The 13,454-nt window shown below is 36.3% G+C and carries 16 protein-coding genes and 1 pseudogene; 14 read left to right on the top strand and 3 right to left on the bottom strand.

Annotated features, from left to right (window positions below):
* Window positions 1-116 precede the first annotated feature (116 nt).
* The gene (locus tag NLW78_RS06230; protein ID WP_254496154.1) at window positions 117-374 is read left to right on the top strand and encodes a hypothetical protein; all 258 of its coding nucleotides are present in this window, start codon (window positions 117-119) and stop codon (window positions 372-374) included.
* 32 nt (window positions 375-406) lie between these two features.
* On the opposite strand, the gene lexA is transcribed toward NLW78_RS06230, so the two are convergent.
* Window positions 407-1,030, bottom strand: coding sequence for a transcriptional repressor LexA (gene lexA, locus NLW78_RS06225; RefSeq protein WP_254496153.1), 624 nt, complete (start codon window positions 1,028-1,030; stop codon window positions 407-409).
* A 274-nt stretch (window positions 1,031-1,304) separates the two neighbouring features.
* On the opposite strand from lexA, the gene NLW78_RS06220 reads away from it, so the two are divergent.
* From NLW78_RS06220 to NLW78_RS06180, 9 genes are all read left to right on the top strand, one after another.
* Window positions 1,305-1,964, top strand: a complete 660-nt coding sequence (locus NLW78_RS06220) for a YneB family resolvase-like protein (RefSeq protein WP_254496152.1) — start codon at window positions 1,305-1,307, stop codon at window positions 1,962-1,964.
* Between the two features lie 77 nt (window positions 1,965-2,041).
* Window positions 2,042-2,275 (top strand): DUF896 domain-containing protein, encoded by a 234-nt coding sequence (locus NLW78_RS06215; RefSeq protein ID WP_254496151.1) that lies wholly within the window; start codon window positions 2,042-2,044, stop codon window positions 2,273-2,275.
* Between the two features lie 207 nt (window positions 2,276-2,482).
* The gene (tkt, locus tag NLW78_RS06210) at window positions 2,483-4,486 is read left to right on the top strand and encodes a transketolase (protein WP_254496150.1); all 2,004 of its coding nucleotides are present in this window, start codon (window positions 2,483-2,485) and stop codon (window positions 4,484-4,486) included.
* A gap of 141 nt (window positions 4,487-4,627) precedes the next feature.
* A complete protein-coding gene (sirA, locus tag NLW78_RS06205) occupies window positions 4,628-5,056 on the top strand; it encodes a sporulation inhibitor of replication protein SirA (RefSeq protein ID WP_254496149.1) in 429 nt (142 codons plus the stop codon).
* A gap of 74 nt (window positions 5,057-5,130) precedes the next feature.
* Window positions 5,131-5,355, top strand: a complete 225-nt coding sequence (locus NLW78_RS06200; RefSeq protein WP_254496148.1) for a YneF family protein — start codon at window positions 5,131-5,133, stop codon at window positions 5,353-5,355.
* 149 nt (window positions 5,356-5,504) lie between these two features.
* Window positions 5,505-6,209 carry a cytochrome c biogenesis CcdA family protein gene (locus NLW78_RS06195; protein ID WP_254496147.1) on the top strand — a complete coding sequence of 235 codons (705 nt, stop codon included), beginning with the start codon at window positions 5,505-5,507 and terminating at the stop codon, window positions 6,207-6,209.
* 76 nt (window positions 6,210-6,285) lie between these two features.
* Complete coding sequence (locus tag NLW78_RS06190; protein ID WP_254496146.1) at window positions 6,286-6,717, top strand: Na(+)/H(+) antiporter subunit B; 432 nt, start codon at window positions 6,286-6,288, stop codon at window positions 6,715-6,717.
* Between the two features lie 20 nt (window positions 6,718-6,737).
* On the top strand, window positions 6,738-7,100 hold the full coding sequence (locus NLW78_RS06185) for a response regulator (protein WP_302328469.1): 363 nt from the start codon (window positions 6,738-6,740) through the stop codon (window positions 7,098-7,100).
* A 36-nt stretch (window positions 7,101-7,136) separates the two neighbouring features.
* A complete protein-coding gene (locus NLW78_RS06180) occupies window positions 7,137-7,640 on the top strand; it encodes a CcdC family protein (RefSeq protein ID WP_254496145.1) in 504 nt (167 codons plus the stop codon).
* A 32-nt stretch (window positions 7,641-7,672) separates the two neighbouring features.
* Here the strand turns inward: NLW78_RS06180 and NLW78_RS06175 are convergent, their stop codons facing one another.
* Window positions 7,673-8,104 carry a DUF2621 family protein gene (locus NLW78_RS06175; protein ID WP_437181963.1) on the bottom strand — a complete coding sequence of 144 codons (432 nt, stop codon included), beginning with the start codon at window positions 8,102-8,104 and terminating at the stop codon, window positions 7,673-7,675.
* Between the two features lie 321 nt (window positions 8,105-8,425).
* Between NLW78_RS06175 and NLW78_RS06170 the strand changes: the two genes are divergently transcribed.
* The 4 genes and pseudogenes from NLW78_RS06170 (at window position 8,426) to selA (ending at window position 13,284) form a co-directional block, all read left to right on the top strand.
* The gene (locus NLW78_RS06170; protein WP_254496143.1) at window positions 8,426-9,541 is read left to right on the top strand and encodes an ATP-binding protein; all 1,116 of its coding nucleotides are present in this window, start codon (window positions 8,426-8,428) and stop codon (window positions 9,539-9,541) included.
* An 18-nt stretch (window positions 9,542-9,559) separates the two neighbouring features.
* Window positions 9,560-11,449 (top strand): selenocysteine-specific translation elongation factor, encoded by a 1,890-nt coding sequence (gene selB, locus NLW78_RS06165; protein WP_254496142.1) that lies wholly within the window; start codon window positions 9,560-9,562, stop codon window positions 11,447-11,449.
* 147 nt (window positions 11,450-11,596) lie between these two features.
* Window positions 11,597-11,776 (top strand): annotated as a pseudogene (locus NLW78_RS15655) (Rdx family protein); the annotation flags it as partial.
* A gap of 98 nt (window positions 11,777-11,874) precedes the next feature.
* Entirely contained in the window at window positions 11,875-13,284 is a 1,410-nt protein-coding gene (gene selA, locus NLW78_RS06160) for an L-seryl-tRNA(Sec) selenium transferase (RefSeq protein WP_254496141.1), read from the top strand.
* Here selA and NLW78_RS06155 read toward each other — a convergent pair.
* Window positions 13,279-13,434 (bottom strand): small acid-soluble spore protein P, encoded by a 156-nt coding sequence (locus NLW78_RS06155; RefSeq protein WP_254496140.1) that lies wholly within the window; start codon window positions 13,432-13,434, stop codon window positions 13,279-13,281. The two genes, selA and NLW78_RS06155, sit on opposite strands and share 6 nt — an antisense overlap.
* Window positions 13,435-13,454 lie beyond the last annotated feature (20 nt).

The raw sequence follows: 13,454 nt of genomic DNA, 5'->3' as shown, positions 1-13,454 counted from the left end.
AGATTCTCTATAATCCTTCCCGCAAATGGCGGAAAGGATTTTTTGTTTTTTGTAGCGGTGTATCAATGTAGCAATTCCCGGATGCACCATATAATGTGGTGAGGGGAGGAGTCAGCATGAGTATAAATTGGCAGCAAATCCATAAGAAGTATACGAATTCTGTTTTGATGGTCACTGAAACATTTGTTCAAAAGTTAGATAATGTTGACCGCGACTCAGTATTGCAATGTGATGAAATCATTGAGTATAACATTCAGCCTAACTTTTTAAATCGAACAAACGAGCCAATTAATCGTTATAAAATATTAAGTAGGTCCATTGATTTGAATAACAATGTGATTGTATTCGTAGAAAAGGGACATGGTGATATGTAAAAAACCAAGAAGTCATATGACTTCTTGGTTTTTTAATAAATTTCCCGATATAGACCGATAACTTTTCCTAAAATAACAACGTTTTGAACGATGATCGGTTCAAGAGAAGCGTTTTCCGGCTGAAGACGAATGTAGTTTTCTTCCCGGAAAAAACGTTTTACCGTTGCTTCATCTTCTTCTGTCATTGCAACCACGATTTCGCCGTTTAGGGCAGTTTGTTGCTTTCGTACGATAACTCTATCACCATCCAGGATTCCTGCCTCTATCATACTATCACCTTGTATGTTTAAAACGAATAAATCATCTTCATCATGGGATAAATGATTTGGTACTGGTATATATTCTTCAATGTTTTCAATCGCTGTAATTGGCGCACCTGCTGTCACTTTCCCGATGACAGGAATGAAAGCTGCTTCCTGCTTCGGTGCAGTTTGTTCTACATCTTCAAGTAATAGTTCAATAGCACGGGGTTTTGTCGGATCTCTTCGGATATAGCCTTTTTGTTCAAGTCTAGATAGATGGCCATGAACTGTTGAACTTGATGCTAGTCCAACTGCCTGGGCAATTTCACGTACTGAAGGTGGATAGCCTTTCTCGAGTACTTGCTCTCGTATGTAATCTAAAATTGCTTGTTGCCTAGTTGATAGCTTAGTCATATTATTTTCACCTCGTGCATATATTAAATTACTTGCATTATAGCATGTACGTATAAAATATACAAACATCCGTTCGTAAATTTCTATTGACAAGAACGAGTGTTCGTATATAATGGTATGTAGATGCGAACAAAAGTTCTATTTGTGGGAGGAATGGAAAATGTTTAATAAACTTTCAAAAACAGACTTATCTTTTTTAATTCTATTTGGTGTAAGTATCGTCATGCTATACTTTACAATGATTACAGCATAAGCATGAAAAAGAGGTGTCACCATGAATGCACTAATATATTGTCGCGTTAGTACGGAGAAGGAAGAGCAAACTACGTCATTGAAGAGACAAAAAGAAGAATTAACGTATTTAGCTGAGGAATATGGATTTACGGTTATAGATGTAATAGAAGAAAGAGAGAGCGGTTATCAGGTTGAACGAGAAGGCATTTTTCAAATGTTGCAACGGTTTGCTGATGGACAAGCAGATACATTATTAATTCAAGATGAAACAAGGTTAGGTAGAGGAAACGCCAAAATTGCTTTGCTTCACCAACTGCAGAAATTGGGTATTCAAATTTTTACTGGTACACACAATGGACAGTTACAAATCTCTGATTCCGATTCGATGGTCTTACAAATTGTCTCGATTGTAGAAGAATATCAAAGAAAAATACATAATGTTAAAATAAAACGCGGAATGAAGAGAGCGGTTAACAATGGTTATCAACCACAACATAATTTAGAGAACGTAAATAGGGCAAACGGTCGGGAGCGTAAACAGTTTCCAATTGATGAAGTCATTCGGTTGAAACAAAAAGGATTAACCTTTGCCGAAGTTGCAACAACATTAAGGGGGATGGGGTATAATATTTCAAAGGCGACCGTTCACCGTAGGTATAAGGAACACCAATTACTTGAAATCGATCAAAATGAAAGATAATATATACTCATATTAAGATGCAAGGGTCTTTCAAATAGACACTTGCTTTTTTACGCTATATAAAAGGAGAATTATACATGCTTTCCAAAGACAAATTAGAGCGAATTAATGCACTGGCAAATAAAGCAAAAAACGAAGGTTTAACACAAACTGAAAAAGAAGAACAACAAACGTTGCGACAAGAATATTTACAAAATGTGAGAAAATCATTTAAAAACCAACTGAAGTCGATCAAAGTCGTAGATGAAACAGGTGCAGACGTTACACCGGAAAAATTAAAAAATGAAAAAGCAAATAGTAAAAAACATTAACATGCACATCAAATTGTGCATGTTTTTCTTTTCGAATAAAAAACGGTAATTTATATCACAATAAACAAGACTTTCAATAAGTTTTTTTAAAACGCTTTCATCGAAAAAAGCCATTGAAATAAAGTGAAATCACTTGTTTCGTGTACATTTTCGGTATAGGATTATATTGTTATGATTGTTATGGAAGAAGAAAGGAGTTTTACGTTTATGGCTAAACAAATTGAAGAAAAGTCCATCAATGCGATTCGTACTTTATCCATTGATGCAGTTGAAAAAGCAAATTCCGGACATCCAGGTATGCCTATGGGTGCAGCACCGATGGCTTATACATTATGGACTGAGTTTATGAATCACAATCCGAAAAATTCTGGCTGGTTCAACCGTGACCGTTTCGTTTTATCAGCTGGGCACGGCTCCATGCTTTTATACTCACTATTACACTTGTCTGGGTACCAAGTTTCTATCGAAGACTTGAAAAACTTTCGTCAGTGGGGATCAAATACTCCGGGGCACCCTGAATTTGGACATACTGATGGGGTAGAAGCAACGACTGGTCCATTAGGACAAGGTGTTGCTATGTCCGTAGGGATGGCAATGGCAGAGCAATTTTTAGCTGCTAAATATAACAAGGAATCGTACAATGTAGTTGATCATTTTACATATGCAATTTGTGGTGATGGAGACTTAATGGAAGGTATTTCCCATGAAGCTGCATCTCTAGCTGGTCACTTAAAACTAGGAAAACTAGTAGTACTTTATGACTCTAATGATATTTCTCTTGATGGAGACTTAGACCGCTCCTTTTCAGAGAAAGTTGAGAGCCGCTTTAATTCTTATGGATGGCAAGTACTACGCGTTGATGATGGAACAGATGTGAATGAACTACGCAACGCAATAGCTGCAGCAAAAGAAAATGTTGAACAGCCTACATTGATTGAAGTGAAAACGGTAATTGGCCATGGTTCACCAAATAAAGGTGGGAAATCAGATGCTCATGGTGCCCCATTAGGAGAAGAAGAGTTACAACTCGTAAAAGAAGCTTATGGCTGGGAGCATGAACCATTCCACGTACCGGAAGAAGTGTATGAAGATTTTAAAGAAAAGGTACAAAATAATGGTGTTCAAAAGGAAAGTGAATGGAACGAGCTTCTTGAAAAATACCGTGAAGCATATCCAGAATTAGCAAAAGAGTTTGAAACAGCAATTGAAGGTGGACTTCCAGAAGGTTGGGATAAGGATTTACCAACATATGTTGAAGGAAAAGATAAGTTAGCTACACGTGCATCTTCTGGTGAGGCATTAAATGCGATTGCGAAAAATGTACCAAACTTTATTGGTGGAAGTGCTGATTTAGCTGGTTCAAACAAGACAACGATTAAGGACGAAGATGACTTTACTCCTGCAAATTACGCTGGTCGTAACATATGGTACGGTGTCCGTGAATTTGCAATGGCGGCTGCTATGAATGGAATGGCATTACACGGTGGCGTTAAAACATTTGGCGGTACGTTCTTTGTGTTTAGTGATTACCTCCGTCCGGCAATCAGGCTTTCTGCATTAATGAATGTACCTGTTACTTACGTATTAACTCATGATTCTATAGCAGTAGGAGAAGACGGTCCAACTCACGAACCCGTAGAACAATTACCGTCATTAAGAGTAGTACCTAACCTATCTGTTATTCGTCCAGCCGACGGAAATGAAACAACTGCGGCATGGAAATTGGCGGTCGAATCTGAAGATCAACCTACAGCCCTTGTATTAACTAGACAAGGCTTACCAACACTTCCTGGTTCAAGCGAAAAGGCTATGGACGGTGTGAAGAAAGGTGCTTACGTTCTGTCAGCTAGTGATAAGGACGAAGCTGATGTTCTTTTATTAGCTACTGGCTCCGAAGTACAACTCGTTATGCAAGCAAAAGAGCAACTAAAGGAAAAGGGAATTGACGCTGCGGTTGTGAGTATGCCGTCTTGGGATCGATTTGAACAACAAGATGAATCATATAAAGCAAGCGTATTACCACCAAATGTGAAAAAACGTTTAGCTGTCGAAATGGCAATTCCTTTAGGCTGGGAAAAGTATGTAGGTGACGAAGGTGATATTTTAGGTATTCATACCTTTGGTGCTTCAGCTCCTGGCGAAAAAATTATGTCAGAGTATGGTTTTACGGTGGAAAATGTTGTGTCAAAAGTTGAAGCTTTATTAAAATAAAGTAAAAGAAATATTGGCGCTTTCTGAGTAATTCAGTAGAGCGCCAATATTTTGTCATAAATTTATAATGTTAGAACGACCTATTTTGACAAACTTTTCAAAAAACTTTGCTAAAATGTCCCTTATAGGAGGGACGAGCATATGTTGCAATTATCGTTGTTTTGGATAAGGGAAGAGTTCGCTAAACATTACTTCCATAAAAGTGATTTGCTTTATGCTTTTTTACGTGAATATAAAAAGGAGCATGCTGATCAAACATATAATCGGCAGTTTGACTTTATAACAAAGGATATTCCATTTGCAAAGATCTCCCGCTATTTACATGATAAATTGAAGGGAAGTGCAAAGGTCCATATAGGCATAAATCATATAAGTATTGAGCACCAAAACTTGCAAATGGCCATTCAATGTGATAGAAAAGAATGGACAATTCTGTGTTCTTCTATGGAAGAGGCAGAATTAATGCTCTTTGAATATATGCGGGGTTTTCATACGTCTTTTTTCGTTATGGATGTTCATAACCATCAGTATGGTTGGTTAGCCCCTATAAAAAAGGAGATTATCCTATAAAATCGACTATTGTCATAACTTGTTGCTTCATCTATACTGTATGAGAGACAACATGAAGGAGGAAATATTTAATTATGAGTACGTTATGGGTAGTATTAATCGCTATTATTACTTTATTGGCCGGTATTGCCTTAGGGTTTTTTATTGCTAGAAAATATATGATGAACTACTTGAAGAAAAACCCTCCAATTAATGAACAAATGCTTCGCACGATGATGATGCAAATGGGACAGAAGCCGTCACAAAAGAAAATCAAACAAATGATGCGTGCCATGAGCAACCAAATGGATAATAAATAGTGATTAAATCCTTCTTCAATTGGAGAAGGATTTATTATTGCTTGTTAACTTCTCGTTCACAAATATGTCAAATGTCATGAATGTGAATCTTAAGCATCATTTGATAAAATGTTGGTATATCGATACGGACTTATAAGGAGAGAACATTTATGACAGAAGTTAATATATTTTTAGCATTTGGGGCTGGCTTCCTATCATTTATATCCCCATGTGTGCTACCACTTTACCCTGTATTTCTATCTTATATTACAGGAATGAGTGTTGACGAATTAAAATCAGAAAACGCATTGTTGAAAAAGAGAAGCATGCTTCATACAATTTTCTTTTTATTAGGATTTTCCTCCATTTTTGTTATGATTGGTTTTGCAACGTATACTATAGGAGAGTTCTTAATTGAGTATAAAACATATATACGGCAACTTGGTGCCATTTTAATGGTGTTTTTTGGTTTTGTCATGATTGGTTTCTTCAACTTTCAATTCTTATTGAAAGAAAGACGAGTATCTTTTAAACATCGCCCTTCCGGGTATCTTGGATCTGCATTCATTGGTATGGCCTTCTCTATGAGTTGGACGCCATGCACAGGTCCAATACTTGGAGCAGTTATCGCCATGGCTTACACGAATCCAGAGTTAGGTTTGACGCTGATGATCGCTTATTCTCTTGGTTTTTCTATACCATTTCTTCTCTTATCGTTCTTTATTGGGAAAATGGACTGGATTAAACGAAACAGTGTTAAGTTAGTGACAGTCGGTGGTTACATTATGATTTTCCTCGGAATTATGTTATTTTTTGATTGGATGCGCATTCTTACGAATTATTTAGCAAACTTATTTGGATTTACGGGGTTTTAAAAATAAATTACCGTTAGTTGTTAAGGTAGTTACGTTATATTATGATTAATATAAATATGGAAAGGGAGATCGGCTCATGTTGAAACCGAATGACTTAATCTTACGTACAACGACAGCATTAATCGCCTTTATTTTATTAGGTTTTTCAGTATACTTGTTTCTAGCTGGACACAATGCTCCTGGTGGTGGGTTCATAGGTGGTCTTATGACAGCAGCTGCCATTGTCTTAATGTACATGACATACGGCTACGCCACAATTCGAAAAATTATTCCGCTTAACTTCCGTCTTTTAGTACCGGTTGGACTATTAATTGCAACGTTATCTGGAGTAGGTGCATTTTTCTTTGACAAACCGTTTTTAACTCAAGGGTTTGACTACTTTGATTTCCCTTTCTTTGGAAAGGTAGAATTAGCAACTGCATTGATTTTTGATTTAGGAGTTTATTTTACGGTTGTTGGAGTAACGCTTACCATTATATTAACGATTGCAAATGACCGTTCAGATTAGTGGAGTTAGGGGGCAGCCAGTTGGGGAGAGTATTAATCGTTGATGACGCAAAATTTATGAGGGTTACCTTATCCAACATGCTCCAAGGAGCTGGGCATGAGGTCGTCGGACAAGCTGTAAATGGAAACGATGCAATAGAAAAATATATCCACTTACAACCGGATTTAGTAACGATGGATATTACGATGCCAGAGTTAAACGGTATTGAAGCAACGAAAGCGATTTTAAAGCATGACCCGAACGCAAAAGTTTTAATGTGCTCTGCTGTGGGACAACAGAAAACGGTTATTGAGGCTATCCAACTAGGTGCAAAGGATTTTATTGTGAAACCGTTTGATGAAGATCGAGTTATGGATACGATTAATCAAGTATTACATACATAAATCAGCTAAAATATATAACAGAAAAGAGTGAACAAAATGTTTTGGGCAATAGCCAGTACTGCTGCAGCATTTATGATGGCAACATTAATGATTATGATTCGACTTCGGGCTGCGAAAAGGCCAGCAACAGTAAAGAAAATTGTGTTACCACCGTTATTTATGAGCACTGGTGCATGTATGTTTTTCTTTCCTATGTTTCAAATAAGCTGGTCAAAAGTTATTGAAGCGCTGTTAGTTGGTGTCCTCTTTTCTACATTACTCATTATTACTTCAACGTTTGAAATTAAGGGAAAAGATATATATTTAAAACCTTCCAAGGCTTTTATTTTTATTCTATTTGGATTGTTAATTTTACGTATAGTACTAAAGTTAATCATCGGGCAAAGTATTTCTCTTACAGAAACAAGTAGTATGTTTTTTTTATTAGCTTTTGGCATGATTATTAGTTGGCGCATAGCGATGCTTATTAAATTTCTTAAATTAAAAAAAGCACTTCTTGATGAGCAACAATCTATTAGTGAATTTGCTCAACAAAAATAACCCTTATACCGTTCGTGCGGTATAAGGGTTATTTATTTATCCAAGAGAGCCTCATAAGGTTGGATATCGATATTTTTTTCAAGTAACGTTTGAATTAAAAATTTATGGTCACGTTTTGGTGTAGCTTTGATATAACCTTCAATAATAATGTCCTGTGAAATATAGTCCACATTTCGCTTTAAAGCCAGTTCACCAATTTTACTTGCAATTTTTTGTTTCGCTACATCACGAAATAATTGAGGAACAGGTTCAACAAGCTCGTTTAAAAGCTGTTTTTCAGGTTCTCCCCATAAGTGAATCGTTTCGTTAACATAGTACTCTTCCCAGTCAATGATGGATTTTCCATCTTCCTTTGGTAACCTTTTTAAAAATTTTCGAAACATAAAATAGCCGCCAATGGTTAGTAAGCCTAACATAATAAATGACCAAATAATGATAAAAAACATAAATAAATCTGACATAATATCACCTACTTTAGCACTTTCAGTATAAGTAAAATCATAGCATGAATGATTCGTTTCATCATATGTTAGAAAATTTTGAATATTTTATTATTAATATGTGAAATTTCGACATTTTTTTTGAGCGATTTATACTATACTGAATATATCGATTTTAGAATGGATTGGAAAATATAATGAACCATTATATATAAATAACATACCGAAATGGGAACAATTTTGTCATATTTCGTAAAATTTATTATACATAAATAGAGTAGGGACTTTCCCTACAAATAATATGATGTATCTACACTAGTACTTATTGATTAAGGGGGAGTTAGATTGGAAAAGAGAAGATATCCTAGTTCAATACGTTCATTGGTATCTTCCTTTGATTCGGGAGAAAGAAGGGGAAATATGTTTAAAAACGTAAGTGAACTGCCTCCAAGTATACTAGAATGGATTGAGGAAGAGGGTTTTAGTGTATTATCTGTGTATTCGTTTGATGGTACCCTTGACTATATTTCAAAAAATATAAAGAAATTAACTAATTATAGTTGGGAAGAGTTAATTGGAACGAATATATTTCACTTTATTCACCCTGACGATCAAGATTATATTAAGCAAAGCATTTACGGAACAGGTACAAAAAAGACGTTTACTTATCGCATACTTCATAAAGATGCCGCTTACGTTTGGGTAGAATCAATAGTTTGCAAAGTTTATGATAGAACAAAAAATGAATGGTATTTTGTTATGATTACACGAGATGTGACCATATTGAAAGAGACGGAACAATTTTATATTCAATCAGAAAAAATGTCAGTTGCTGGTCAGTTAGCAGCAGGAATAGTCCATGAAATTAGAAATCCTATCACATCGTTAAAAGGATTCCTTCAATTAATGCGTACAGGTATTGATTTGAAGGGCGAATATTATAAAATAATGGAGGAAGAAATTGAGAAAATAGAAAACATTACATCTGAATTGTTATTTATCTCGAAGCCTATGACAAACCAAATGGAAAGTACGAGTATTACGTCATTATTATCGGACGTCTGTAAACTAATGCAATCACAAGCGAGGCTTTCTAATGTACAGATTTCTTATACAGAAGGAGAAGAGGTATTTGTTCGTTGTGATAAATCACAAATGAAACAGGTGTTTATTAACCTAATAAAAAATGCGATTGAAGGGATTGAACAGGAAGGAAACGTTTATGTTTCCATTAAGAACGAGCGGGATCATGTTGTCATTTATGTAGAAGATGAAGGTGTAGGTATCCCTGAAGAGATCATGGACAAAATATACGACCCTTTCTTTACAACAAAGCAAAATGGTACAGGACTTGGACTTATGATTACAAACCAAATAATTGAAAAACATCGCGGTCAATTATCTTTTCATAGAAGGCCGAAACAAGGTACAATATGTCGTGTAACATTACCGAAAAAATAAAAAGTATGGTGAATTAACATGAGCGATTTGCATTATACCATTGGTATGGCTGGCCATATTGATCACGGAAAAACAGCCTTAACAAAAGCTTTAACCAACATGGATACAGATCGATTAAAAGAAGAAAAAGAACGGAATATATCAATTGAACTTGGCTATGCACCGTTAAAACTTGATGGATCAAATATCAGCGTTTCTGTAATTGATGTGCCAGGGCATGAACGGTTTATTAGGCAAATGATTGCGGGAGTAGCCGGTATTGATTTAGTCCTCATTATTATTGCGGCGGATGAGGGGATTATGCCCCAGACAAAAGAACATATGGATATTTTGAACTTGCTGGAAATACATAATGCGATTTTTGTTATTACAAAAGTAGATGCTGTGGAAGAAGATCTTGTAGAGATAGTAAGAGAAGATTTGCAGCAATATGTAGAAGATACTGCGTTTAAACATTCTCCCGTTTATGAAGTGGACAGTTTATCGAAAAAAGGGATTGATGCATTAAAGGATGCTATCCAACAACGTTTAGAGCAAATACCGACGAAGAGTGGCGATTCACCGTTCAGAATGCCCATTGATAATATTTTTTCACTAAAAGGAATTGGTACTATTGTTAGAGGGACCATTTACAATGGCATTGTAAAAAAAGAGGATACTGTGTTTGTTTTACCTACTCATAAAAAAGGGAAGGTACGACATCTTCAAGTACATCACGAGGACGTGGATAAAGCGTTGGCTGGGCAAAGAGCAGCTGTCAATTTAGCGGGAATTCACAAGAATGAGCTTAAACGAGGACATGTCCTTGTGAAGTCGGACGAGTATGTGAAGAGCAGTGTTGTTGATATTGCGCTAACATTACCAAAGGAAATTAACTATTCAATTAAACAGCGTACGCCAATAAAATTTCATAGTGGGGCTTCGGAAATCTTCGGACAAATTGTCTTTTTTGACCGCAACGAGGTTGAAAATACGAAAGAGGAAATTTATTGTCAAGTACGCCTATCAGAGCCAATTGTCATCAGTCGGGGAGATCGTTTTATTATCAGAAGGGCTACCCCGGTAGAAACAATCGGTGGTGGGATGGTAATTAATCCAATAGGTGAAAAGTATAAGTTTCATGAGGATACAATTAAAAAATTAAAAGCGAACAAAGAAGGTACTCCTGAAGAACATATTATTCGTTTGTTGAAAGAACAAAAGTGGGTTCCCCAACAAGAAATGAGTAAACTTTTATCTCTTCAACCAAATACGTTACAGGAAGAGATTGATCGTCTGAAGGAAAAAGGTATAGTGGTAGGCGTTTCTTCGTTTATCGGATTGCAGCAAACAGTAAATGATATAAAAGAGTCCTTGCATGAGGACCTTCGCAGTTGGCATGAAGAGCACCCTATGAAACAAGGAATTAATAAAGCAGAATATATTCAACGATCACCACATCCAAAAAAAGTTGTACAAGCACTGCTTGATCGATGGATTGATGAAGGTACACTCCGGGGGGATGGTCATTTTATTGCGTTGGGGGATTTTAATCCACACTTCCCGAAACAGTGGGATAAACGAATGGAAAACGTAATAAACAAAATTGAAGATGACCATTTGCAAGTTGAAGAATGGTCTCATTACGTATTAAGTGAAAAGATTCCAAGTGACTTAGCAGATGATTTAAAACAACTGTTAATTGATCGCAAGGTTATTATGCCATTAACTGACAAATTAGTTATCCATGCTTCGACTTTACAAGATGTCGTAACACAACTAAAAGAAAAAACCGGTGAATCATTTACCCTGAAAGAAGCGAAGGAATCTTTACATGTTACACGAAAATATTTAATTCCGTTATTAGAATTATTAGATGAACAAAAATGGACAAAACGAGTTGAGCAAGAAAGAAAGTGGATAACATAAGAAAATCATTACACATGAACTCTCTTAGCATCATCTTTGAAAAATTGGACAACTTTTTATAAACTAAGAAACATAGCTAAAAGGGGGTAACAATAAATGTCTTATAAAGTATCGATTGAATTTTGTATGATGTGAAACTATGCTCCAAAAGCTGCGAGTTTCGCAGAACAACTATTTAATCATTTTCGAAGTAATATTACAGAACTGAAGCTTATCCCTAGTGCGAACGGAGCCTTTGAGGTTACAGTAAATAATGAAAAGGTGTATTCGAAGCTTGAAACAGGTGAGTATCCTACGTTGGACGAAGTTATACATCGAATGGAATAATTCATAGAAAAGCATGCAGAACGCATGCTTTTCTATATTATTGTCCACATTGTTATTAATTGACCAACAATATAGTTAAGAAGATGGAGGAAAGCAATATGGAGAAGCAGGAACTGTTACGCAGCATTCCCCCTGTACATGAGCTGCAAAATATGGAAGAGTTACTTGAAATAGAACAAAAATACCGTATTCCTAAGGAAAGAATGACTTTATGGCTTCAAACTGCCACAAGTCAATTGAGACAGAAGATATTAGCTGAAAAGGATGTACCGGACGTTTCAGCGTTTCCTCAATACATATATAATCGTGTAAAACGACAAGCGAAACGTTTGTTCGAACCCCAGCTCAAAAGAGTGATAAATGGAACTGGAACCGTTTTACATACAAACTTAGGCCGTGCAAGACTTTCCAAGGAAGCGATTGAGCATGTACAGCGAATTGCCGGTCATTATTCTAATTTGGAATATGATCTAGCGGAAGGAAAGAGGGGTTCAAGACATAGTCATATAGAGCATATTATTCAAGAAGTTACAGGTGCAGAAGCGGCGATGGTCGTGAATAACAATGCTGCTGCCGCCTACCTTATTTTACGTAGCCTATCGAAAGATAAGGAAGTGATTGTCTCCCGTGGAGAGTTAGTGGAGATTGGCGGGAGCTTTCGAGTTTCATCCATTATGGAAGAAAGTGATGCCAATTTAGTAGAAGTAGGGACTACAAATAAGACCCATTTGCGTGATTACGAACAAGCGATTACGGAAGAAACAAACATGATCATGAAAGTACATACGAGTAATTTTAAGATTGTCGGATTTACAGCTTCTGTCGAAAGAGACGATTTAATTAAAGCATGTAATCAACATAATTTAATTTTTTATGAGGACTTAGGTAGCGGAGCGTTGCTTGATTTTAAACAGCATAGTATTGGGGATGAACCCCACGTTAGTGACATTATTAAGCAAGGGGCAGATATTGTTTCATTCAGTGGAGATAAGTTGCTTGGAGGACCACAGGCGGGGATTATTGCAGGAAAGAAGAAGTATATTGACCATTTGAAAAAACATCAACTTGCAAGAGTTCTTCGTGTCGATAAAATGACTTTGGCAGCGTTAGAAATCACATTAAAAGAATATATCAAAAGTAGAAATCCAGAGAAACATAATGTTCCTACTGCGAATGATATTTTAAAATCTTCATCCCAACTGCAAGAAGAAGTTAATGAATTTATGGAACGTTGTGGTGAGCTGAACAACATTAAAGCTACACCACAACGAAGTGTTTCGTATATTGGTGGGGGGACAATGCCAGATGAGCAATTAGACACATTCGGTGTTTTCCTAACGAGTGAAACCATTAGTAGCAAGCAATTGGAGCGAAAACTCAGGTCTAATGAAACACCGGTAATCGGTCGCTTCTTGGATGAGACATTATACCTCGATTTTCGAACCATTAACGATGAAGAGCGGGAACTGTTAATAGAGGTTTTAACAATTATTGATCAAACATTATAAATCAGGAGTACCAGCCTTATTTTGTCTCGAATGGTTTTTGTTTTTTACTTTTTTTGAACCTTTCATCGGGACACCATAGGGCTGTTTTGCTTGATGACTAAATTTCGAGTTTTTTCCCTTAAACGGATGATTGCTGCTATGGTCACTCATAAATGACACCTCCTTCAAAT

Source organism: Salirhabdus salicampi (assembly GCF_024259515.1).
In the GTDB taxonomy this organism is placed as follows: domain Bacteria; phylum Bacillota; class Bacilli; order Bacillales; family Alkalibacillaceae; genus Salirhabdus_A; species Salirhabdus_A salicampi.
The sequence above is the reverse complement of the archived record's forward strand: the minus strand, read 5'-3'. Positions and strand labels throughout refer to the sequence as shown.